The organism is Aeromonas sp. CU5, from assembly GCF_002586745.1.
Taxonomy (GTDB): Bacteria; Pseudomonadota; Gammaproteobacteria; order Enterobacterales; family Aeromonadaceae; genus Aeromonas; species Aeromonas sobria.
Window position 1 is genome coordinate 48730 of the sequence record NZ_CP023817.1, and the last position, 22715, is coordinate 71444.

Below are 22715 nucleotides of genomic sequence, written 5' to 3' on the forward strand. Positions count from 1 at the left end.
ATCGGATATGAATAAAGAGATTTTGCTGGTCGTTGACGCAGTATCCAACGAGAAGGCGGTACCCCGCGAGAAGATCTTCCAGGCTCTGGAAACTGCGCTGGCGACTGCGACCAAAAAGAAATATGAAGGCGAGATTGAAGTTCGGGTTGAAATCGATCGCAAGACCGGTGACTACGACACCTATCGCCGTTGGGTAGTGGTTGCTGATCAAGCATCCATGGAAAACGCCTACGGTGAAATCACCCTGGAAGCTGCGCAGATTGATCAGCCGGAAATCCAGATCGGTGAGTATGTTGAAGACCAGATCGACTCTGTTACTTTCGACCGTATCACTACCCAGACCGCCAAACAGGTTATCGTGCAGAAAGTGCGTGAGGCCGAGCGTTCCCAGGTAGTCGATCAGTTTAAAGATAAAGAAGGCACCATCATCAGTGGTGTGGTCAAAAAGAGCAGCCGCGACAACGTGGTTCTCGATCTGGGCAGCAATGCCGAAGCCGTGATCTTCCGTGATGACATGCTGCCGCGCGAGACCTTCCGTCCGGGTGACCGCATTCGTGGCCTGCTCTACGCTGTTCGCCCGGAAGCCCGTGGTGCCCAGCTGTTCGTCAGCCGCTCCAGCCCTGATTTCCTGAAAGAGCTGTTCCGCATCGAAGTGCCAGAGATTGGCGAAGAGATGATCGAAATCATGGGTGCTGCCCGTGATCCGGGTTCCCGCGCCAAGATCGCGGTGAAGACCAACGATCGTCGTATTGATCCGATCGGTGCCTGTATCGGTATGCGTGGTGCCCGTGTGCAAGCTGTTTCAGCCGAGCTGAACGGTGAGCGTGCCGACATCGTGCTGTACGATGACAACCCGGCCCAGTACGTGATCAATGCCATGGCGCCTGCCGATGTGGCCTCCATCATTGTTGATGAAGATAACCACACCATGGATATCGCCGTGGAAGCTGCCAACTTGGCTCAGGCCATCGGTCGCAATGGTCAGAACGTGCGTCTGGCCTCCCAGCTGACCGGTTGGGAACTGAACGTGATGACCGTTGAAGACATGCGCTCCAAGCATCAGGCTGAAAACGACCGCATCATGAACCTGTTCACCAGCACCCTGGATATCGACGATGAGTTCGCCGGTCTGCTGATGGAAGAGGGCTTCTCTACTCTGGAAGAGATCGCTTTCGTACCGGTTAACGAGTTGCTGGCTGTCGATGGTCTGGATGAAGACATGGTCGAAGAGCTGCGCAACCGTGCCAAAGATGCCCTGACTACCAAGGCACTGGCTAAAGAAGAATCTTTTGATGGCGTTGAGCCTTCTGAAGACCTGCTCAATCTGAATGGCCTGAGCCGTGAAATGGCTTACGCTCTGGCGGGCCGTGGTGTTGGCACTCTGGAAGATTTGGCTGAGCAAGGTATTGATGACCTTGCTGATATCGAAGAGTTGACTGCCGAGAAGGCTGGTGAGCTCATTATGGCTGCTCGTAATATCTGTTGGTTCGGAGAAGAGCAGTCCGAGTAAGATCAAACGGAGGAAAATGAATGGCAGAAGTATCAGTCAAACAACTTGCCACTGACATCGACACACCGGTTGATCGTCTTCTCCAGCAGTTTGTCGATGCCGGTATCAGCAAGAGCAAGGCCGACGACATGGTTAGCGAGTCTGAAAAGCAGACCCTGCTGGCACACCTGAAGAAACAGCATGGGGGTGACGAGGTCGCCACTCCTGCCCGCATGACCTTGCAGCGCAAGACCAAGAGCACCATCAGTGTTCAGGGTACTGGCGGCAAGAACAAGGAAGTGCAGGTAGAAGTGCGTAAATCTCGCACCTATGTAAGACGCTCGGCGCTGGAAGATGAACAGCGTCAGGTGGAAGCCGAGGAAACAGCGCGTTTGGAAGCAGAAGAAAAAGCTCGTTGCGAGGCCGAGAATAAGGCCCGTCTCGAAGCTGAAGAGAAGGCTCGCCGTGAGGCTGAGCAGGCTCGTCGTGACGCTGAGGAAAAGGCGCGGATCGAGGCACAATCAAAGGCTCGACAGGCTCCACAGCCCGCCAAAGCAGCCAGTAGCACAGCTCAGCAAGAGGCAGAAAAGATGGCCAAGCGCGAAGCAGAAGAACTGAAGCGCCAACAGGAATTAACCGCTTTGCAAAAAGCAGAAGAACTCGCCGCCAAGAAAGCCGAAGAGGCTCGTCTTATGGCAGAACAGAATGGCCCTCGCTGGGCTGAAGAAGAAGCTGCTCGCGCCAAAGAGAGCAGTGACTATCATCTGACCACCAACAAGCATGCGCAAGCCGCAGAAGATGAGTTGGACCGGAAGGAAGAGACCAGCCGTCGTACCGCTGCAGCTGCTGCGGTCAAGGCCCCGAAAAAGCCGGGTCGTCGTGAAGATGATCGTGACTCACGCAACCCGCGTGCCCGTAAAGGCAAGCGTGGCAAGGTGGCTACTCCTAACGCGATGAAGCATGGCTTCAACAAACCCGCGGTAGTGGTCAACCGTGACGTGGTCATTGGCGAAACCATCACAGTAGCCGAACTGGCTAACAAGATGGCCGTCAAAGGCGTCGAAGTCATCAAGGCGATGATGAAGATGGGCGCTATGGCGACCATCAACCAGGTGATCGACCAGGAGACTGCTCAGCTGGTCGCCGAGGAGATGGGTCACAAGGTAGTGTTGCGTCGTGAGAACGAGCTGGAAGAGGCGGTACTGTCCGATCGTGACGAGACCTCCGAAGCCAAGCCGCGCGCTCCGGTCGTGACCATCATGGGCCACGTTGACCACGGTAAAACCTCGCTGCTCGACTATATCCGTAAAGCCAAGGTTGCTGCTGGCGAAGCCGGTGGTATTACCCAGCATATCGGTGCTTACCACGTCGAAACCGACAGTGGCATGATCACCTTCCTGGATACTCCGGGTCACGCTGCGTTTACCTCCATGCGTGCTCGTGGTGCCAAGTCCACTGATATCGTGGTACTGGTTGTTGCTGCTGATGACGGCGTCATGCCGCAGACCATCGAAGCGATCCAGCATGCCAAAGCGGCTGGGGTACCTATCGTTGTTGCAGTTAACAAGATCGACAAGCCTGAAGCGGATCCGGATCGCGTCAAAACCGAACTGTCCCGTTACAACGTGATGTCTGAAGATTGGGGTGGCGATAGCCAGTTCGTTCATGTTTCTGCCAAGTCTGGCGAAGGCATCGACGATCTGCTGGAAGCCATTCTGATCCAGTCCGAAGTACTGGAACTGAAAGCTGTCGTTGATGGTATGGCAAGCGGTGTGGTTGTTGAATCCTTCCTCGACAAAGGTCGTGGTCCGGTTGCAACCGTACTGGTTCAGCAAGGTACCCTGCGTCAGGGCGACATCGTCCTGTGTGGTCTGGAGTACGGCCGTATTCGTGCGATGCGTGACGAATTGGGTCGCGACATCAAAGAAGCAGGCCCGTCTCTGCCGGTCGAAATCCTCGGTCTGTCCGGGGTGCCGTCTGCCGGTGACGAAGCCACTGTTGTACGTGACGAGAAGAAAGCCCGCGAAGTGGCACTCTATCGTCAGGGCAAATTCCGCGACGTCAAGCTGGCTCGCCAGCAGAAGGCCAAGCTGGAAAACATGTTCGCCAACATGACCGAGGGCGAAGTGTCCGAAGTGAATGTGGTGATCAAGGCCGACGTACAGGGCTCTGTGCAAGCTATCTGCGATGCGCTGGTTCAGCTCTCTACTGATGAAGTTAAAGTCAAGATCATCGGCTCAGGTGTAGGTGGAATCACCGAAACTGATGCGACCCTGGCTGCCGCTTCCAGCGCCATCCTGGTTGGTTTCAACGTCCGTGCTGACGCATCTGCGCGCAAGGTCATCGAAGCCGAGAGCCTGGATCTGCGTTACTACTCCGTCATCTATGATTTGATCGACGAAGTGAAGCAGGCCATGAGCGGTAAGCTGGCTCCTGAATATCGTCAGGAAATCATCGGTCTGGCTCAGGTGCGTAGCGTCTTCAAATCACCCAAGTTCGGCGCTGTTGCTGGCTGTATGGTCACTGAAGGTATCGTCAAGCGCTCCAACCGTATCCGTGTTCTGCGTGACAACGTGGTTATCTATGAAGGCGAGCTGGAATCCCTGCGCCGCTTCAAGGATGACGTTAACGAAGTCCGTAACGGTTATGAGTGTGGTATCGCGGTCAAGAACTACAATGACGTGCGCGAAGGCGACCAGATCGAAGTTTACGAGACTGTTGAAATTCAACGGACACTGTAAGCCGAGAGTCAGACAAAATAGGGGGCCACGGCCCCCTTTTATCGCAGGATAGAATATGGCCAGAGAATTCAGCCGGACCCGTCGGGTCGGACAGCAGATCCAGCGTGAAATCGCGCTGATCCTGCAGCGTGAGGTGAAAGATCCCCGCATTGGCATGGTGACAGTTTCCGATGTGGAAGTGTCCAAAGATCTTAACTATGCAAAAATTTACGTCACTTTTCTGCAGTTGGAGAATGACGGCGATCGCATCAAGGAAGGCCTGTTGGGTCTGACTGAAGCCGCCGGTTATATCCGCAGCCTGCTTGGCAGCGCGATGCGTCTGCGGGTAGTGCCTGAGCTGCGTTTCTACTACGACCAGACCCTGGTCGAAGGGATGCGTCTCTCCAACCTGGTGACCAACACTGTGCGCGAAGACAAGCGTCGCATGGCCGAAGCTGGCCGTGACGAAGAGACGGATGCCACACCCGATGACACAACAGAGGATAAAGCCTGAGATGTCACGCAGACGTCGTTTCAAGGGCCGTGATGTTCACGGCATCCTGCTGCTGGATAAGCCAACCGGTCTGACCTCCAACGATGTGTTGCAGAAGGTCAAGCGGATCTACAACGCAGCCAAGGCTGGCCACACTGGCGCCTTGGACCCGTTGGCGACCGGCATGCTGCCGATCTGCCTCGGTGAGGCCACCAAGTTCTCCCAGTATCTGCTGGAGGCGGACAAGCGCTATGAGGTGACCGCCAAGCTGGGCGAGCGCACCAATACCAGTGACTCCGACGGCGAAGTGGTTTCCACTCGTCCGGTGAACGTGGCGATGGGTACCCTGATTGAGTCGCTGGATCAGTTCCGCGGCCCGATCATGCAGGTGCCGTCCATGTATTCTGCGCTCAAGCACAATGGCCGCCCGCTCTATGAGTATGCCCGTGAAGGCATCACCATCGAGCGTGAAGCCCGTCCCATCACGATATTCGAACTCAAACTGCTGAGCTTCGAAGGTGATGAAGTGTGCCTCGAAGTGCACTGCAGCAAAGGCACCTACATCCGCACGCTGGTCGATGATCTGGGGGAAGTGCTGGGTTGTGGCGCCCACGTCACCCAGTTGCGTCGTACTCAGGTGGCCAGCTATCCCTATGATCGGATGCTGACCCTGGAGCAGCTGGAGTGCATTCTCGAGCAGTCCAAGGCCGAGAGTACCCCGCCGCGCGAGCAGCTCGATCCGCTGCTGTTGCCGATGGATACCGCAGTGGCATCTTTGCCTGAGGTGAACATGCTGGCGGTAGTCGCTGCGTATGTGAATCAGGGCCAAGCGGTACAGGTGCCTGGCGCACCGGCCAGTGGTCAGGTTCGCATGACAGTCGGCCCAGAGCGCGAGTTTATCGGCGTGGGTGACATTGATGCTGATGGTCGGGTTGCGCCCAAGCGATTGGTGCGTTATCACGACGATAACATCGAGGAGTAATCCTCTGGCGGTATCGGCGCGTCTTTCCCGTTGCGAAAATAGCCGGGGACGATTATGATACCGCCCTCATTTCACGGCTGAATTAGAGATTGGCTGTGAACCTTTAAACACTCTACTGGAGTACACACATGTCTCTAAATGCTGAGATCAAAGCTTCCATCGTTGCTGACAACGCTCGTTGCGCTAACGACACTGGTTCCCCCGAAGTGCAGGTTGCCCTGCTGACTGCCCAGATCAACCATCTGCAAGGTCACTTCAAGGAGCACTCAAAGGACCACCACGGTCGTCGCGGTCTGCTGCGCATGGTTTCCCAGCGTCGTAAGCTGCTGGACTACCTGAAGCGTAAAGATGTTCAGCGTTATGCTGCTCTGATCGCCAAGCTGGGTCTGCGTCGTTAATCGACCATCAGATTTCGCGAAAAAGGGGAACCGTGAGGTTCCCCTTTTTTATTGCTCTTCAAGTCGTTGCCTGCTTCACAGAATTCGTGTCCCCGCTTACCTTTTGCAGTGAATCAAGTATACTTGTGCGCGAATTTAAAGAGCCAAATTGTAAAAAAGGAAATTCACGTGAATCCTATTGTAAAGTCATTCCAGTACGGTCAACACACCGTCACTCTGGAAACCGGTGTGATGGCCCGTCAAGCCACTGCGGCCGTTATGGTCAGCATGGACGATACCTGCGTATTTGTAACCGTAGTTGGTAAGAAAGAGGCCGATCATGGCCGTGATTTCTTCCCGCTGACCGTCAACTACCAGGAGCGTACCTATGCTGCTGGTCGTATCCCGGGTGGTTTCTTCCGTCGTGAAGGCCGTCCGAGCGAAGGTGAGACCCTCACTTCCCGCCTGATCGACCGTCCTATTCGCCCGCTGTTCCCGGAAGGCTTCCTCAATGAGGTTCAGGTGGTTGCCACCGTCATGTCCGTGAATCCGCTGGTTTCTCCGGACATCGTTGCCATGATCGGTGCCTCTGCTGCACTGGCCATCTCCGGTATTCCGTTTGGTGGTCCGATTGCAGCTGCTCGCGTGGGCTACATGAACGGTCAGTACATGCTGAACCCGACTACCGCTGAACTGCCGCAGAGCGATCTGGACCTGGTGGTTGCCGGTACTGCCAACGCGGTACTGATGGTTGAGTCCGAAGCGGCCATCCTCTCTGAAGAGGTGATGCTGGGCGCCGTGGTATTTGGTCATGACCAGATGCAGATCGTCATCAATGCGATCAACGAGTTTGCTGCCGCTGTTGGCACCAAGCCGTGGAACTGGACTGCGCCTGCCGTTAACGAGCCGCTGAAAGCCAAGATCGCCGAGCTGGCGACTGCCGAACTGGGTGAAGCGTATCGCATCACTGAGAAAGCAGTACGTTACGAAGCCATCGGTGCCATCAAGGCGCGCGTGGTTGAGCAGGTCATTGCTTCCGGTGTTGCCGACGATGCCAAGAAGATCGGTGAAGAGTTCCACAGCCTGGAAAGCCGTATCGTCCGTGGCCGCGTAGTGCGTGGCGAGCCGCGTATCGATGGTCGTGATCCGGAAATGATCCGCGCCCTGTCTGTCGGCACCGGCATTCTGCCCCGTGCTCACGGTTCTGCCCTGTTCACCCGTGGTGAGACTCAGGCCATCGTGGTTGCCACTCTGGGTACCGAGCGTGACGCCCAGAACATCGACGAGCTGGCTGGCCATCGTGCCGACCGCTTCATGCTGCACTATAACTTCCCGCCGTATTGCGTCGGTGAGACTGGCATGATGGGTAGCCCCAAGCGTCGTGAAATCGGTCACGGCCGTCTGGCCAAGCGTGGTGTTGCTGCCGTAATGCCGAGTGCCGCCGAGTTCCCGTATGTGGTACGTGTGGTGTCTGAAATCACCGAATCCAACGGTTCCTCCTCCATGGCTTCTGTCTGTGGTTCCTCCCTGGCGCTGATGGATGCAGGTGTGCCGATCAAGGCCTCTGTTGCCGGTATCGCCATGGGTCTGGTGAAGGAAGAGGAAGGTTTCGTCGTGCTGTCCGACATCCTGGGTGACGAAGATCACCTGGGTGACATGGACTTCAAAGTAGCCGGTACCACCGAAGGTATCACCGCGCTGCAGATGGACATCAAGATCGAAGGCATCACCAAAGAGATCATGGAGATTGCCCTCAAGCAAGCTCGTGGCGCTCGCCTGCACATCCTGAAAGTGATGGATGAAGCCATCCAGGCTCCGCGCAGCGAAATCTCTGATTTTGCCCCGCGTATCCACACCATCAAGATCAATCCTGAGAAGATCAAGGACGTGATCGGTAAGGGTGGTTCAGTGATCCGTGCGCTGACCGAAGAGACCGGCACCAACATCGAGCTGGATGATGACGGTACTGTTCGCATCTCCGCCGTGGCCAACGAAGCTGCCATGGAAGCGATCCGTCGTATCGAAGCGATCACCGCCGAGATTGAAGTGAACCGCATCTATGAAGGTAAAGTGGTACGTCTGGCTGACTTCGGTGCCTTCGTCAACATCCTGCCGGGCAAAGATGGTCTGGTACACATCTCCCAGATCACCGACGCTCGCGTGCAGAACGTGGCTGACCACCTGACCATCGGTGACGTGGTCAAGGTGAAGGTACTGGAAGTTGACCGTCAGGGCCGCGTACGCCTCTCCATCAAGGAAGCGAACGCCCCGACTGAAGCTGCACCTGCCGCTGATGCCGCGCCGGCTGCTGAAGAAGCGCCTGCCGCAGAGTAATCTGCCGCTCTGATACCGGACTGGTTTCGGTTGATGTAAAAAGTCCGGCTCCCCTTGGGGAGCCGGACTTTTTTATGGAAAAAAACCGATGGTGCTACCTGCCAAGGATGGCATATTGCATCTCTTGCAGAGGGAGCACATGGCGAGCGGCCCCCAGTTTTATCGCCTCTTTGGGCATGCCGAAGACCACGCAGGAGGCCTCATCCTGGGCATAGGTATTGGCACCGGCTTCCAGCATCTCGCGCAATCCCCGGGCACCGTCATCCCCCATGCCGGTCATGATGATGCCGGTGGCGTTCTTGCCGGCATATTTGGCGACGGAGCGAAACAGCACATCCACCGAAGGACGATGGCGGTTGATAAGGGGGCCATCCACCACCTCGACGTGATAGTAGGCACCGCTGCGTTTGAGCAGCATGTGCTTGCCCCCCGGGGCAATCAGCGCCAGCCCGGGGATCACCCTGTCGTTATTTTTTGCCTCCCGCACTTCTATCTGGCAGACCCCGTTCAGCCGCTCGGCGAACATGGCGGTAAATTTCTCCGGCATGTGCTGCACAATGACAATGCCGGGACTGACCCGGGGCAGGGCAGTCAGCACCACTTCCAGCGCCTGGGTGCCGCCAGTTGAGGTGCCGATGGCAATGAGCCGTTCAGTGGTTTGTGCCATGGCATGTTGGTTGGGGGACAGCATGACATCCGCATTGAGTTTGGTGCTGATCGTTGAGGGGGCAGGCTTGCCAACACGTTTGAGATTGGCCTGGGCGGCAGCCCGCACCGCCATGGCCAGATCGTGGGCGGATTCTTGCAGAAAGCTTTTTAATCCCATGGTTGGCTTGGTGATGATATCCACTGCACCCGCAGCCATCGCTTGCAGTGTAGTTTCCGCTCCCTTTTCGGTGAGAGATGAGCAGATCACCACCGGTGTCGGGTGCTCGGCCATGATTTTGGTGAGAAATGTGATGCCGTCCATGCGTGGCATTTCCACATCGAGCACGATGACGTCAGGCCACTCTTTCTTCAGTTTTTCCTGAGCAAACAGGGGATCCGAGGCCGTGGCGATCACCTTGATGTCAGGCTCCTGCTCCAGCACCGCTTGCAATACCTGTCTGACCACGGCGGAATCATCCACCAGCATGACCCGGATCTGCTTCATTCTCGCGACTCCCGTTGATGTGGCAGACGATGATGGCGGAGCCAGACACTGCCGTTGCTGAGCTCAAAGAGCAAGCTTCGGTGGCCGCTATGGCCAAGATGATGAGCCCTGATATCAAGGCCAAGGTCTCTGGTCAGCTGCCAGGCTGCCTGAATATTTTTGGTGGCGACATTATTGTCGCTCTGTGCGTATTGCTGCTCGGTGAACATGTTGCCTCCCCCGAACAGCTTGGCTTCGTACTCATGAATGGGGGCGGGATAGAGACCTGCTGCCTGCACTAGCAAGGCGAGGGCCTCATCTGCATAGCGACCATCAAGCCCGGTCGAGGGGTTGCCTCGGGTGGGCAACATGTAGTGACACATGCCCCCCTGTTTTTGCTCGGGATGCCACAGGGTGATGGCGATACAGGACCCCAGCAGGGTTTTGACCACCACATCCTCCTTGCCAAAAAAGAGTTCGCCCGGTTGCAGGATTACCTCCCGTGCCATGGTTCATCTCTTCTGATAAATGGAAGGGGACACCAACTGCAGGCCGTGAGGCAAGCCGTGCAGGCTTTCAGCGTGGCTGACCAGCAGATAGCCACCGGGTTTGAGCCGGGGTACCAGTCGTTGCAATACTTGCCCTTTGGTCTCCTTGTTGAAATAGATCATCACGTTCCTGATGAAGATCACGTCGAACATCCCCAGATCCGGCAGCTCCTGATTGAGGTTGATCTGCATGAAATTGACTTTGTCCCGTAACTTGCGGTCGATGATGAAGATACCCTCCTGCAGGCCGATGCCCTTTAGGCAGTACTTCATCAAGAATGGCAGCGGAATGTTGTGTGCCCGTTCGATCAGATAGCGCCCGCTCATGGCCTGTTCCAGTACCCGTGACGAGATGTCAGATGCCACGATTTCCCAGTTGAGGGTGCCGCGTTTCTCTGCCAGCGTCATGGCCAGACTGTAAGGCTCTTCTCCCGATGAGCTGGCGGCACTCCAGATCCGCAAGGTGCGTTCTGTCGGGAAGTGCGCAAGTACTTGCCTGGTCAGAAACTCGAAGTGTTTGGGCTCCCTGAAAAAGTAGGTTTCATTGGTGGTGAGCAGATCGAGCGCCAGCTGTAGTTCGCTGCTACGGTCGCTCATGATGAGCTGGAAGTAGTCGTCATAACTATCCAGCTCGTAGTGGCAGAGTCGTTTCGCCAGCCGGCTGGCAACCAAAGCCTTTTTGGCTGGAGACAGCTCTATTCCCGCCGTTTGATGAAGCCAGTGCTGGAAACGGGAGAACTCATCATCATGCAACTGGGTTTGATACAAAATCCTGCCCCTCTACCAGTGACGTCGGATGTGGGAGAGGCAAAGCCTCTCCCGTAGCTAGAATCGGACAAAATCGGCGTCGTTGAGTGGTGGTCGCGAGTGATTTGATGGTCGTTCATTACCAGGGGCGTTGCCCTCGTTGATGAAACGCCCCTTGGTTATCGCATTGCGTGTCGTTGCGTGGGCCCGGTTATCCTTGCGCACTTCCTCCAAAGTGAAAAACTCCATGGCCAGCTGTAGCTGCTCGGCCTGACTGCTCATCTCCTCGGCAGTGGCTGCAAGCTCTTCGCTGCAAGAGGCATTCTGTTGGGTGACCTGGCTTAGCTGATTCATAGCCAGGTTGATTTGGCTGACCCCTGTCGATTGCTCATTGGAGGCTGCACTGATCTCCTGTACCAGGTCAGAGGTTTTGTTAATGGACGGCACCATCTGATCCAGCAAGCGACCTGCTTTTTCTGCCATCTCCACACTACTGGAGGCGAGCTCACCAATCTCCTGTGCCGCAATTTGGCTGCGCTCTGCCAGTTTGCGCACCTCTGCGGCTACGACCGCAAAGCCTTTGCCGTGGTCACCTGCCCGAGCCGCTTCAATAGCCGCGTTGAGTGCCAGCAGATTGGTCTGGTAGGCGATGTCATCGATGATGCCAATTCGTTTGGCGATCTGTTTCATCGCATCGACGGTGAGCTTGACGGCTTCCCCTCCCTCGACGGCCTCTTTGGCGGCCTTGCTGGCCATGCCATCGGTGACTTGAGCGTTGTCGGTATTCTGATTGATGCTGGCGCTCATCTGCTCGATAGAGGCGCTGGTCTCCTCCATGCTGGAGGCCTGTTCACTGCTGGATTGACTGATGGACTGGGCGGTGGCGCTTACCTGCTCGGCGGCGCTGGAGAGGTTGTCAGAGGCGCCGCGAACTTCGGTGACGATTTTGGTCAGCGAGGTGATTGTGATGTTGAGTGAATCCTTGGTTGTACCAAAAATACCGGGATAGTCAGCCTCTATCTGTTGGGTCAGATCCCCTTTAGCCAGACATTGCACGACCCGGATAACCTCGTTGAGGGTGCGGTCGATCACTTCGGCAATCTGGTTGATCCCTTCACCCATCGCCTGAAAGAAGCCGCTCTTGCCAGCAAGTTCCATCCGGCGGTGCAGTTCACCATTGATCACTGCCTGCACGATGTCGGACATCTCTTTCTCTATCATTACCTCCTTGGTTCTGTCTGCCCATTCGACGACTGAGCCCATGCGCTCGCCACTATCGCTGAAGACCGGATTGGCAATCAGGGAGAAGGTTCGTCCTCCCAGCTGGATCTGGGTTCGAAATGTATTGTTGAGTTTGGCCAGCATCGCCCGTTGATGGCTGGGATTTTTATGAAAACTGTCGATATTGGCGCCCATCAGCTGATTGGCATTGAAGTTGTAGAGCTCTTTTTTGATATCAGTTTCAGCCTGATTAAGCATGCCGGTCACGGCCTCGTTCATATAGATAATGTCGAGATTGGTGTCGGCGATCATCACGTTGGTGCTGGCGCAGTCCAGTGCCTTGCGCACCAGTCTGTTCTCATGGAGCAACGCCTGGCTGTTCCTGACTTCATCCCGGCTCTGCTCCAGCTTGTCGCTGAGCGAGGTCACCACGTCGTTGACGGCATTTCCTATCGTGCGCAGGGCATTATCCAGTCCGGAAAGGTCGAGTGGGGCTGGGGGGCGATCTTCCACGATGGCACGCTGGACTTGTCCGATAGCGTCGAGTAACAGGGCCTGTTGTCTTGCTTCTGCGGCATCGTTCCCGAAGAGTTTGCCTAAGAGTGACTGGGTCATGAGCGTTTCCTTATGCTGCATGTCATGGAGTATGGGGGCCTGTTCAGGAGTGCTGCAGATTGCCTTGCGGTAACCTTGCCTGTGGCTGGGCCAGTTCGTTGAGTTGTGCCATCTCATCGAGTGACAACACTTTTGCGGTATCGATGAGGATGACGAATTTACCGCTGACTTTGCCCATGCCGCTGATAAAGTCAGCCCTGATGCGGGCGCCAAAACTTGGCGGTGGTTCAATATCAGCTTGTGGAATACCTAACACCTCCGACACGGAATCCACTACGACACCTATATCCTGGCTGACAGGCTCATCACCCTGCTGCGCCATTCCCTCAATGATGATGATGCAACTGCGGCGGGTAATATTTGAAGGGGTATTGCCAAAGCGCGCACTGAGGTCAACGACTGAGACAACAGCTCCTCGCAGATTGATGACGCCACGAATAAAGCTCGGCATCATCGGGATTGGAGTGATATTGCCGTATTCAATGATCTCTTTGACCCCCAGAATATTGATGGCGAACATCTCGTTGTTGATCAGAAACGTCAGGTACTGGGCATCGCCGCTGCTCTCGCCAGCGGCCAATAATGGCAGCGTGATGTCGGTGGATGTATGCATGGTCGCCTCCGGTTAGAAACGGACAAAATCCGCTTCAGCAATGGAATGGGATGATGGTTGATTGGGCTGACTGGCCCGTTGTGGCGGTGCGATGAAACTGCCTCTGGGAGGAATCCCCTTGTGGCTGGTTTCATGGGGCCTGGAGTTGAGCTGCACACTTTTTTCCAGAGCGAAGAAGGCCATGGTTTGCTGCAGTTCGCTGGCTTGCGAGCTCATCTCTTCGGCGGTGGCCGCCAGCTCCTCGCTACTGGCCGCATTCTGTTGTGTCACCTGATTGAGTTGGCTCATAGCCAGACTGATCTGGTTGGCTGCACTGGCCTGCTCGCCCGAAGCGGCATTGATCTCTTGTACCAGATCAGAGGTCTTGCGAATGGAGGGGACGATCCTCTCCAGCAGGTTGCCGGCTCGCTCTGCCTTGCTGACGCTGTCGGAGGAGAGCTCGCCAATCTCTTGCGCCGCGATCTGGCTGCGTTCTGCCAGTTTTCTCACCTCGGCGGCAACCACCGCGAAGCCTTTGCCATGTTCTCCGGCGCGAGCTGCCTCGATAGCCGCATTGAGCGCAAGCAGGTTGGTCTGGTAGGCGATGTCATCGATGATGCTGACTTTCTTGGCGATCTGCTGCATGGCGGTCACTGTCTGTTGTACGGATTGGCCCCCTTCGGTGGCCTCCAGTACCGAGTTGCTGGCCATGCTGTCGGTGATCTTGGCGTTCTCGGTGTTCTGGTTGATGCTGGCGCTCATCTGCTCGATAGAGGCGCTGGTCTCCTCGACACTGGCTGCTTGCTCGCTGGTGGCCTGACTCAATGCCTGCGCCGTATTGCTCACCTGATTGGAGGCGTTGGTCAGGTTGTCGGCGGCATTACGTACCTCTTCGATGATATTGGTGAGCGCAGTGATGGTCTGGTTGAGACCATCTTTGGTCTGGCCAAAAATACCGGGGTAGGGCTCATCGATCCGCTGGGTCAGATCCCCCTTGGAGAGCGCGGTGGCGATGCGCATCACATCTTCCAGGCTGGTATCTGTCACATGGGAGAGGCGATTCAGTAGCTCGGATACCCGCTTGATATAGCCCTGGCGATCCTCCAGTGCAATCTTGTGGCTGAAGTCTCCCTGCTCGACGGCGGCAGTGACCAAGGTCTCGATATCCGTGATCAAGGCCCCCAGTTTTTTGACCATGTTGTCCATCGCCATCAGGAGCTGACCTGCCTCGTCGTTAGATTCGATCTTGATTGATACATCCAGATTGCCCTCGGCCAGGCTATTGGCCACGCGCAGGGCCTGTTCGATCGGGGTGATGATGCTCTTGATCAACATGGCGCCAAACCAGGCTGCGAACATGATGCCGACCGCGATAACCACCGCCATGGTTATCAGCATCACGTCATACCAGGATTGCGCTGCGGTATATTCCGACTTGGCCACGTTGAGCTGCAGGTTGACCAGCTCGGTGATTTTGTTGCCTATCGGGTCGATGGAACCATACAGAGTGCCGTCAAAATTACTCAGCATGCCGGCATTCCTGCCGTGCTGGGTGGCGAGGAATTTCTCCAGTTTGCCAATATCGGTATCGGCCGAGTTGAACAGTGTGGTCGCCTCGGCTGACAAGCGCTGCTCATCCGGGGTGAGGGTGGTGGACTGGTAGTTATGCCACTCGTTCTTGATCGTCTGTTGGGCCTGTTTAATCTGGGTCAGGGCCTCTTCTGCCGGGATCAGCCCCGCATTGGCCTTGTTGAGGTTGTCGATGATTGACACGGCATAGCTGTCGGAGATGGTCTTCAGTTGCTTGAGAGGAACCACCCTGTCGTTGTAAACACGCTGCAACCCGTTATTGCTGCTCTGCATGTTGTATAACCCGAGGCTGCCAACGGCCAGCAGCAGCAGGCAGAGCATGCAGAGCAGCACGATGAGACGCAATTTGATGGTGGAGTTTTTGAACATGATGGTCCCCTCAGTTGATGCTGGATTGAGGCAGGTTGCGCGATACTGTCAACCTGTTGAGCTGACTGGATTCTTGAGTTATCGCGTGTTGGATCAGCGAGGGAATGTCGAGGATCAGGGCGACCTCTCCTCCCCCCAGAATGGTTGAACCACTGATGCCCTGCAGGCGCTGGAATAATTTCCCCAACGGCTTGATGACGGTCTGGAATTCTCCCAGCAGTTCATCCACCACCAGTCCGGATTTTTTGCCTGCATGGCTGACCACGACAATGTTCTCGCGCCGCCCCTTGCTGCCATTGGTATCGAAGTAGTGTTGCAGGCGGATAAAGGGCAGCACCTCGCCACGCAAATTGATGTAATTGCGCCCCTGGGTATCGGCCAGTGCACTCTGGGTCAATTCAACGCATTCGATCACCATATCAAGCGGAATGACATAGTGGGTGTCGCAGACCCGCACCAAAAAGCCGTCGATGATGGCGAGGGTAAGCGGCAGGCGGATCTGTACGCGAGTTCCTTTTCCCGGGATGCTGTCCAGATCGACCGTGCCGCGCAGGGCAGTTATGTTGCGTTTGACGACATCCATGCCTACCCCGCGACCAGAGAGGTTGGTGACTGCCTCTGCGGTAGAGAACCCCGGCTCGAAGATCAGGTTGTATATCTCCTGATCCGTCAGCGTGGTGGTGGCATTGATCAGACCGCGCTCGATGGCTTTATGCTGGATCCTGGCTTTGTTGAGACCTGCGCCGTCATCCCGAATTTCGATGACGATACTGTTGGAGTCGTGATAGGCATTGAGATTCAGGGTGCCACGGGGGGATTTGCCTGCCAGCAGCCGTTGTTCTGCCGATTCGATACCGTGATCCATCGAGTTTCTGACCAGATGCATCAGTGGGTCACCGATCTTCTCTACCACCGACTTGTCCAGTTCGGTCTCGGCTCCGGAGATCACTAGCGTGATATCCTTGTTCAGCTCCTGACTGACATCGCGCACCACCCGCTGGAAGCGGTTGAAGGTATCGCCGATAGGCACCATGCGCAGACGCAGCGCACTGTCACGGATCTCTTCAACCAGCATTGCGATGACCGAGGTGGCTTCCTGCAGCTGGCTCTCTCGGGTGCGCTGGGCTAACAGGTTGGCCCCTGAACTGGCGACCACCAGCTCTCCGACCAGATTGATCAGATCATCCAGCTTGTCGGCATGCACCCTGACGTAACGACCCTCTTTGCTCTTGTTCTCCTTGGTCTGGTTCTGTTTTTTCAGGGCGGCATCGACCACGGCTTCGTTGACGGCACCCTGCGCAATCAGGATCTCCCCGAGTTTGGGCGCTTGCTCTGCCGGTGTTGCTTGTTGTGCCTGCAGACCGTTGGCCAGCTCCTCTGCTGTCAGGGCGCCGGTGTTGACCAGCAATTGCCCCAGCATGGCGTTATCTTCCGGCAGTGACTCGATCAGGTTGATGAACTCGGCGATCTTGCTGTGGGGCGGCAAAATGGTGATTTGGCAGTCATCTCTGACAAATTCAAAAACATCGCTGATGGCCGTCTTGTCTGCCTGCGAGTCGAAGTCTATCTCGTAGCCAAGGTAGCAATTTTCCGGATCGAACTGCTCCCAATCCGGTAGCGCCTGATGGATGGTCTCCATCGAGCAGATGCTACCTAGGGTGCCGAGATAGCGCAGAAACGCGGCCGGATCCATGCCGTTGCGCAGCACATCGGGGCCAAAACGCAGGGAGATATGCCACAAGGAGGCTGAGCTGGTAATGCCTCCCTCTTTTTCGATCTTGGGTTCCTGCGTATGTACCGTATCTGGCAGCGTGGCATGGGGGACACACTGGTGACGGGTGAGGGCGAGCCTCAGTCGTTCGTCCTGGCTGGCATCGTTTTCGCTCAGCGCGTCGCCCTGCTCTGCAACGACGCTGATCAGCATCTGGATGTGGTCGCAGCTTTCCAGCAAGTCCTTGATCAGGACGGAGGTGACGGTGAGCTGTTGATTGCGGATCTGGTCGAGCAGATCCTCGACGATATGGGTAAACCCGACGATTGGCTGCAGACCAAACAGGCCTGCCGATCCCTTGATGGTATGGGCTGCACGGAAGATAGCGCCAATCAGCTCGCTATTGTCAGGGTCAGCCTCCAGTGAGAGCAGAGCTGACTCCATCTCTTCGAGCAACTCCCGTGCCTCGGCGATATAGGTCTGTAAAGCCTGATCAAGATCGATGCTCACGGTGACTCCTTGTCATGGTGGCTCAAGGCCGTTCGCCATGGGTGATGAGGGTAGGGTCGCCAAAAAAGGCCGATAGCTGGCACAGTTCCAGAAGTTCAAGCACAACATTGCTGTGCCAGATCAGTGCCAGCGATGAACCCTGCTGCAGAGCGGTTTTCTTGGTGGCCAGCAGCAATTGCAGCCCAGCGCTGTCTATCTCGGATACCGCGGCCAGATTCAGCTCCAGTTCGCGCCCCTGATGCAGCAAGGGCGAGAGGGCATCTTTCAGTTCGCTGACCGTATAGATGGTGATCTCGTCCGGCATGGTCACCACCACCTTGTTGTCGAGTAGCTCACTCTGTAGTTGCATGATGCGCTCCGGATCAGGGCATGATGAGCTTGGCGACGGCGGCCAGCATCTGCTCGGGCTGGAAGGGCTTGACCACCCAGGCTTTGGCTCCTGCGGCTTGTCCTTCCTGCTTCTTGCTGTCTTGCGACTCGGTGGTCAGCATGATGACCGGGGTGAATTTGTAGCTGGCCAGCTTTTTGGCCTCTTTGACGAAGGTGATGCCATCCATGTTCGGCATGTTGACGTCACTGATGATCAGGTTGATCTTCTTGCCATCAAGCTTCTTGAGCGCATCTTTGCCGTCGTTCGCCTCCATTACTTCATAACCTGCTCCCTTGAGGGTCATGCCTACGACTTGGCGAATGGTTGCCGAGTCATCCACGATCAGGATCGTTTTGCCCATATCTCTCTCCTAGAAAAATGTGATGTCGGCGCTGCTTGGCTGCGCTTTGACAGAACGGGTGGTGCGACCATGGTGAATATTGCGTTGTTCGTCGGTGGCGTATGAGAGCTCCATCTCTGCCAGCCAGCGATTGGCATCGATCTGGATTGGCCCCCCTGTCTGGCTGTTCTGCTCGGAAGTAACCAGGTGGCTGGAGAGGCTCTCCATGTTTTGTCTGACATGGCTAAGGATCTGGCTGACTCTGTCTTGAAATTGCAGCGAGACAATGACATTGGAGATTTCGAGGTGGATCTCCGTGCTTTCGTTTTGCAGCAGGGAGGCGGATTCCGCCAGGCTATCGGTAGCATGACGAAAACGCGTCAGCACTTGCTCTATGGTCTGTTCCGAATTGAGCGCCGAGGCGTGATCCCGAGCCGCCGCATTTTCGGCAATCTGGAAAGCACGGCCGATAGCAGTGTTGATGGTATCGACCTTTTCGGTCATTTTTTGGGCGGTCTCGCTGGAGAGGCGCGAGAGGTTGCGTACCTCATCGGCGACGACGGCAAAGCCACGACCGGCTTCGCCAGCGCGAGCGGCTTCAATGGCGGCGTTGAGGGCCAGCAGGTTGGTCTGGGAGGCGATTTTGGCCACATCCATGGCCATGGTGTTGAGCTCTATGGTGTAGGTGGTCAGGCTCTTGATTTCGGCCAGCATGGCATCACGGTTTGCCTGGGCAGAGTGCAGGATGGCAACCACCTCATTGAGCTGTTGTTGGCTCTCGCTCAAGACCCCGGCCATGCCACGGGAATTGGCGTCCCCCAGCTCACCTGCTGCCAGATGGGAGGCACTGACCGCCTCTTCCAGCTTGCTGGCCAATCCACTGAAGCGTTGGGTCAGGTCAATCATTGCCGCTTCGGTCTGTTGGCGAGAGTTTTCAATCTGTTGTGACCAGATGGGCAGTGCTTTCTCGCACACCTGTTCGAGCCCGACGATGGAGCGGGCGAGGGTATTGGTTGTGACGGGCTCTTCCCGCTCGGTACTGTTTCGTTGCAAGTGCCGGTGGAAGTGGCTGGATGCCCAGAGGGCGGCTGCAATGGCAACCAGCACATTGATCAGCAGATAAAGAGGTGACAGCGCATCGGCGAGTTGCAGTAACAGGCAGCTCAGCAGAGCAAGCCCGATGCAGCAAATCCAGCAAACCGGTTCCCAAAGCGGTGTGTTCACGCCACTTTTGTGTTGTGCCATACGTAGCTTATCCCTGTGCAAGTATCTGGTAAGAGGTCAAGGAGCGGGACTGCGAGAGTCATGGTGTCCCTTGAAGCTCTTTTCTTTATTTATAGTTGGCTCAGTAAGGTTAGCGGAAAAAAATAAATTGGCTGCAAATCGGATTTGTTTGTATCAGCGATAGCGGTATCGGGGGGAGCGAAGGGGATGACAGGGACGTGGTCAGAGAGCCGCGGGCAAGTGAGGAGAGAAGGAGCCTGAAAGTTCAGGCTCCTGATGAGGATCAGGCCTGGTTGATGTGGGCCTTCTTGCATCCTTCAACGGCATGGGCAATCAGCTCCAGCGCGCTCTTGTCGCAGGGGGGGAGCTCGGCATCGCACTGGTTGATGGGGGTGACGCGCTCACCCCATTTGATGATGGCTGCGCCCCAGGTCAGGCCTGCTCCGAAGGCTGCGGTCAGCAGATAGGAGTTCGGCGTGACGCGGCCCTGCTCCAGCGCCTCGCACAGGGCGATAGGGACAGTGGCGGCGGAGGTGTTGCCGTAGTTTTCGATGTTGACCATCACCTTGTCCATCGGGGCATTCATCCGCTTGGCCAGGGTCTCAATGATGCGAACATTGGCCTGATGGGGCACGATGAGATCGATCTGCTCAGGGGTAATACCGGCCTGGGTGAGTGCGCTTGTGGTAGCTTCGCCCATCCCGCGCACCGCGCGCTTGAAAATCTCCTGGCCTTCAAAGTTGAAGGTAAATAGACCGTCGATATCGGCAAAACGCACCCGATCGGTACCAAAGTTCGGTACGTGCAGGATCTCCCTTGCTTCGCTGTCACAGCCGAGTTTGTTGGCAATCAGGCCACACTCCTGCTCGCTTGCCTCGATCACCACTGCCCCCGCGCCATCACCAAACAGCACTGCGGTATCGCGGCGGGTCCAGTCCAGCAGGTAAGTCAGACGCTCGGCACCGATCACCAGCACCTTCTTCATCATGCCGCTTTGTACCAGGGATGTGCCGACCGACAGCGCGTAGACAAATCCGGTACAGGCGGCATTGAGGTCGAACACGGCGGCGTTGACGGCCCCCAGTTTCTGCTGCACCGCAGAGGCTGCGTTGGGCGCGAGGGTATCCGGGGTTGCTGTCGCCAGTATGATGCAGTCGATATCGGTGGCCTCAAGTCCGGCACAGGCCAAAGCCCGGCGGCTTGCCAGGGTGGCGAGATCCGAGGTGCTGACGTGGGAGATCCGGCGGGCCTTGATGCCGGTACGCGGATAGATCCACTCGTCTGACGTATCCATGATGGTGCTGAGGTCATCGTTGGTCAGCACGGAGGGAGGCAGGCATTTGCCCCAGCCGGTGATATTGGCGTATTTCATCTTGTTACCGCTTCTCAAAGTGGATCGCCCGCGGGCGGGAAATCGTGCAATTATGCCGTACGAGACAACCACTGTCATCTTGTGGTCATGGCTATGCGCAGGGCGAGCGGTGGCGCCATCTGGCCAGAAAGGGCTGCAAGGTGCTGAACATGGTAGGAAATTTTGCTTAAAATGCGGGACTCGTCTGCCCTAAGATAGGCGTTTCCCCACCGATGAGGGTATCCCTTGCTCAGAGCCAATCTCAACTTGCTGCCCACCCTCAAGGTGCTGCTGGAGACCCGCAATATCAGCCGTGCTGCCGAGCTGTTGCACCTGAGCCAGCCCTCCATCAGCAAGCAGCTTGCCCAACTGCGCAGCGAGTTCGACGACGAGCTGCTGGTGCGGGAGGGGCAACGCTGGCTGCTGACGCCACGTGCCGAACTACTGGCCGCCCAGCTGGCGGATTCTCTCGGGGCGCTGGAGCGGCTCTACGAGGCGCCCGGGTTTGACCCGAGCCGTTGCGAGCGGGTATTTCGACTCGCTTCCTCTGATTATGTGGCCCAGCATATCCTGCCCGATATCTGCGCCGCGCTCGCCAAAGAGGCGCCGTTGGCGGCGCTGGAGTACAGCCTGTGGGACAAGCGGCAGCTGCCGCAGCTGTGGCAGTCCGAGCTGGATCTGGTCTCCACCATCACCGAACAGGTTCCGGATCAGATCCGTGGTCTGCATCAGGGGGAAGATCGGCTGGCGGTGCTGATGGGAAGCCACCACCCGTTGGCAGGCAAGGCGCTGAGTCTTGATGACTATCTCGCCTGGCCTCACCTGCAGGTAAGCGGCGGTGGCGACAAGGACAGCCCGGTAGAGCAGGTGTTGGCGCCGCAGGGGCTGAGTCGGCGCTGGTTTGCCAGAGTTCCCTTCTTTCAGGCGGCGGTGGAGGTGTTGCTGCGCACCGATTGCCTGATGACCACCCCGGCCCATATCGCCTGGCAGCTCTCTTGCGGACATGAGCTCACCTTTGTCGATCTACCCTTTGCTACCCGTGACCAGCAGTATCATCTGCTATGGCACCAGCGCCACCACCAGGATCCGGCCCACCGCTGGTTTCGCGAGCTGGCTTACCCCTTCCTGCGGGATCACCTGCAACGCACCGTCGGCGAGAGTCGCAAGCTGCTCGATCTCGGCGGTTAGCCCCAGTCAGTTATGTGTCGCTATAGCCATTAGCTATGGAATCTATTCATAACTTTCACTACTGGCATAATGGCTCAGCCCGTACCCTGAGTGCAGGTCATCATATCGAGCAAAAAAGAGGGAAAGCATGGAACTGACGAGTTGGCTGGCACTGGCCGCAATCTGCGTGATGGGCGCCATCAGCCCGGGGCCGAGTCTGGCGCTGATCATCCGCAACACGATGCAGGGCGGGCAGGGGCACGGCGTCGCCACTGCGCTCGGTCACGGCCTCGGGGTTGGTATCTATGCGCTGGTCACCGCGCTCGGCCTCTCGATCCTGATCACCCAGACCCCGATCCTGTTTGACGTGATTCGCTACGGCGGCGCCGCATTTCTTGCCTGGCTCGGGGTGAAAGCCCTGTTGGCAAAACCAGCCAGTAGTGAAGCGAATGAAGAGGTACACCAGCTGCGCGGTCGGCAGGGGGCCTTTGAAGGCTTTATGGTGGCCTTCCTCAATCCCCAGCTGGCGGTGTTCTTTATCGCCCTGTTCAGCCAGTTTGTGCGGGCCGATACCGGCTGGAGTGAGGGGGGCATCATGATGCTTACCGCTGGCGGGATCGATGCCGTCTGGTATGTGCTGGTGGCGCTGGTGCTCTCTCGTGGCCCCGTACTGGCGTGGCTTAAAGCCAAATCCTTCGTGATCGACAAGGTGAGCGGCCTGGTGCTGCTTGGGTTGGCCTTGACGGTGGTGCTTTAGTCCTCTTGTGGACGATTTGCTGCTGGCACTCAAGGTGGTTATCTAATCCTGTATTTTACGGATACCTTAAGCAGGA

19 protein-coding genes are annotated in these 22715 nt (G+C 56.7%); 8 read left to right on the forward strand and 11 right to left on the reverse strand.

What is annotated here, in order from left to right:
- The first annotated feature begins 7 nt into the window (after positions 1-7).
- The 6 genes from nusA to pnp all read left to right on the forward strand — a co-directional run bounded on the left by nusA (position 8) and on the right by pnp (position 8395).
- Entirely contained in the window at positions 8-1510 is a 1503-nt protein-coding gene (gene nusA, locus CK911_RS00275; protein WP_042018167.1) for a transcription termination factor NusA, read from the forward strand.
- A gap of 20 nt (positions 1511-1530) precedes the next feature.
- The gene (gene infB / locus CK911_RS00280; RefSeq protein WP_068977841.1) at positions 1531-4230 is read left to right on the forward strand and encodes a translation initiation factor IF-2; all 2700 of its coding nucleotides are present in this window, start codon (positions 1531-1533) and stop codon (positions 4228-4230) included.
- Between the two features lie 55 nt (positions 4231-4285).
- Complete coding sequence (gene rbfA / locus CK911_RS00285; protein WP_042018165.1) at positions 4286-4723, forward strand: 30S ribosome-binding factor RbfA; 438 nt, start codon at positions 4286-4288, stop codon at positions 4721-4723.
- A 1-nt stretch (position 4724) separates the two neighbouring features.
- Positions 4725-5684 (forward strand): tRNA pseudouridine(55) synthase TruB, encoded by a 960-nt coding sequence (gene truB, locus CK911_RS00290; RefSeq protein WP_098968590.1) that lies wholly within the window; start codon positions 4725-4727, stop codon positions 5682-5684.
- Between the two features lie 128 nt (positions 5685-5812).
- Positions 5813-6082 carry a 30S ribosomal protein S15 gene (gene rpsO, locus CK911_RS00295; RefSeq protein WP_005326646.1) on the forward strand — a complete coding sequence of 90 codons (270 nt, stop codon included), beginning with the start codon at positions 5813-5815 and terminating at the stop codon, positions 6080-6082.
- A gap of 168 nt (positions 6083-6250) precedes the next feature.
- Positions 6251-8395, forward strand: coding sequence for a polyribonucleotide nucleotidyltransferase (gene pnp, locus CK911_RS00300; RefSeq protein ID WP_042018159.1), 2145 nt, complete (start codon positions 6251-6253; stop codon positions 8393-8395).
- A 94-nt stretch (positions 8396-8489) separates the two neighbouring features.
- On the opposite strand, the gene CK911_RS00305 is transcribed toward pnp, so the two are convergent.
- From CK911_RS00305 to CK911_RS00355, 11 genes are all read right to left on the reverse strand, one after another.
- Complete coding sequence (locus CK911_RS00305) at positions 8490-9548, reverse strand: chemotaxis response regulator protein-glutamate methylesterase (protein ID WP_098968591.1); 1059 nt, start codon at positions 9546-9548, stop codon at positions 8490-8492.
- Positions 9545-10036, reverse strand: a complete 492-nt coding sequence (gene cheD, locus CK911_RS00310; RefSeq protein WP_098968592.1) for a chemoreceptor glutamine deamidase CheD — start codon at positions 10034-10036, stop codon at positions 9545-9547. Before cheD ends, CK911_RS00305 begins: the two co-directional genes overlap by 4 nt.
- 3 nt (positions 10037-10039) lie before the next feature.
- Positions 10040-10843 carry a protein-glutamate O-methyltransferase CheR gene (locus tag CK911_RS00315; protein WP_098968593.1) on the reverse strand — a complete coding sequence of 268 codons (804 nt, stop codon included), beginning with the start codon at positions 10841-10843 and terminating at the stop codon, positions 10040-10042.
- Between the two features lie 57 nt (positions 10844-10900).
- Positions 10901-12658 (reverse strand): methyl-accepting chemotaxis protein, encoded by a 1758-nt coding sequence (locus CK911_RS00320; RefSeq protein WP_098968594.1) that lies wholly within the window; start codon positions 12656-12658, stop codon positions 10901-10903.
- A 43-nt stretch (positions 12659-12701) separates the two neighbouring features.
- A complete protein-coding gene (locus tag CK911_RS00325; RefSeq protein ID WP_042018150.1) occupies positions 12702-13271 on the reverse strand; it encodes a chemotaxis protein CheW in 570 nt (189 codons plus the stop codon).
- A gap of 12 nt (positions 13272-13283) precedes the next feature.
- On the reverse strand, positions 13284-15209 hold the full coding sequence (locus CK911_RS00330) for a methyl-accepting chemotaxis protein (RefSeq protein ID WP_098968595.1): 1926 nt from the start codon (positions 15207-15209) through the stop codon (positions 13284-13286).
- Positions 15210-15219: 10 nt separating this feature from the next.
- Entirely contained in the window at positions 15220-17430 is a 2211-nt protein-coding gene (locus CK911_RS00335; protein WP_098968596.1) for a chemotaxis protein CheA, read from the reverse strand.
- A gap of 22 nt (positions 17431-17452) precedes the next feature.
- Positions 17453-17779 (reverse strand): STAS domain-containing protein, encoded by a 327-nt coding sequence (locus CK911_RS00340; RefSeq protein ID WP_042018147.1) that lies wholly within the window; start codon positions 17777-17779, stop codon positions 17453-17455.
- Between the two features lie 13 nt (positions 17780-17792).
- On the reverse strand, positions 17793-18161 hold the full coding sequence (locus tag CK911_RS00345) for a response regulator (protein WP_068977849.1): 369 nt from the start codon (positions 18159-18161) through the stop codon (positions 17793-17795).
- A 9-nt stretch (positions 18162-18170) separates the two neighbouring features.
- Positions 18171-19385: a methyl-accepting chemotaxis protein gene (locus CK911_RS00350; protein ID WP_098968597.1), complete on the reverse strand. Its 1215-nt coding sequence runs from the start codon at positions 19383-19385 to the stop codon at positions 18171-18173.
- Positions 19386-19647: 262 nt separating this feature from the next.
- Complete coding sequence (locus tag CK911_RS00355) at positions 19648-20736, reverse strand: ketoacyl-ACP synthase III (RefSeq protein WP_042018144.1); 1089 nt, start codon at positions 20734-20736, stop codon at positions 19648-19650.
- A gap of 225 nt (positions 20737-20961) precedes the next feature.
- Here CK911_RS00355 and CK911_RS00360 point away from each other — a divergent pair, with 225 nt between their 5' ends.
- Complete coding sequence (locus CK911_RS00360; RefSeq protein WP_098968598.1) at positions 20962-21903, forward strand: LysR family transcriptional regulator; 942 nt, start codon at positions 20962-20964, stop codon at positions 21901-21903.
- A 127-nt stretch (positions 21904-22030) separates the two neighbouring features.
- Complete coding sequence (locus CK911_RS00365) at positions 22031-22639, forward strand: LysE family translocator (RefSeq protein ID WP_098968599.1); 609 nt, start codon at positions 22031-22033, stop codon at positions 22637-22639.
- Positions 22640-22715: the final 76 nt, after the last annotated feature.

Excerpts from the sequence above, each read along its gene's own strand:
- infB (WP_068977841.1), top strand. The coding sequence starts at position 1,531 with ATGGCAGAAGTATCAGTCAAACAACTTGCCACTGACATCGACACACCG.
- CK911_RS00340 (WP_042018147.1), bottom strand. The coding sequence starts at position 17,779 with ATGCAACTACAGAGTGAGCTACTCGACAACAAGGTGGTGGTGACCATG.
- CK911_RS00365 (WP_098968599.1), top strand. The coding sequence starts at position 22,031 with ATGGAACTGACGAGTTGGCTGGCACTGGCCGCAATCTGCGTGATGGGC.
- CK911_RS00355 (WP_042018144.1), bottom strand. The coding sequence starts at position 20,736 with ATGAAATACGCCAATATCACCGGCTGGGGCAAATGCCTGCCTCCCTCC.
- truB (WP_098968590.1), top strand. The coding sequence starts at position 4,725 with ATGTCACGCAGACGTCGTTTCAAGGGCCGTGATGTTCACGGCATCCTG.
- CK911_RS00305 (WP_098968591.1), bottom strand. The coding sequence starts at position 9,548 with ATGAAGCAGATCCGGGTCATGCTGGTGGATGATTCCGCCGTGGTCAGA.
- rbfA (WP_042018165.1), top strand. The coding sequence starts at position 4,286 with ATGGCCAGAGAATTCAGCCGGACCCGTCGGGTCGGACAGCAGATCCAG.
- CK911_RS00330 (WP_098968595.1), bottom strand. The coding sequence starts at position 15,209 with ATGTTCAAAAACTCCACCATCAAATTGCGTCTCATCGTGCTGCTCTGC.
- CK911_RS00350 (WP_098968597.1), bottom strand. The coding sequence starts at position 19,385 with ATGGCACAACACAAAAGTGGCGTGAACACACCGCTTTGGGAACCGGTT.
- rpsO (WP_005326646.1), top strand. The coding sequence starts at position 5,813 with ATGTCTCTAAATGCTGAGATCAAAGCTTCCATCGTTGCTGACAACGCT.
- CK911_RS00345 (WP_068977849.1), bottom strand. The coding sequence starts at position 18,161 with ATGGGCAAAACGATCCTGATCGTGGATGACTCGGCAACCATTCGCCAA.
- CK911_RS00320 (WP_098968594.1), bottom strand. The coding sequence starts at position 12,658 with ATGACCCAGTCACTCTTAGGCAAACTCTTCGGGAACGATGCCGCAGAA.
- cheD (WP_098968592.1), bottom strand. The coding sequence starts at position 10,036 with ATGGCACGGGAGGTAATCCTGCAACCGGGCGAACTCTTTTTTGGCAAG.
- CK911_RS00325 (WP_042018150.1), bottom strand. The coding sequence starts at position 13,271 with ATGCATACATCCACCGACATCACGCTGCCATTATTGGCCGCTGGCGAG.
- nusA (WP_042018167.1), top strand. The coding sequence starts at position 8 with ATGAATAAAGAGATTTTGCTGGTCGTTGACGCAGTATCCAACGAGAAG.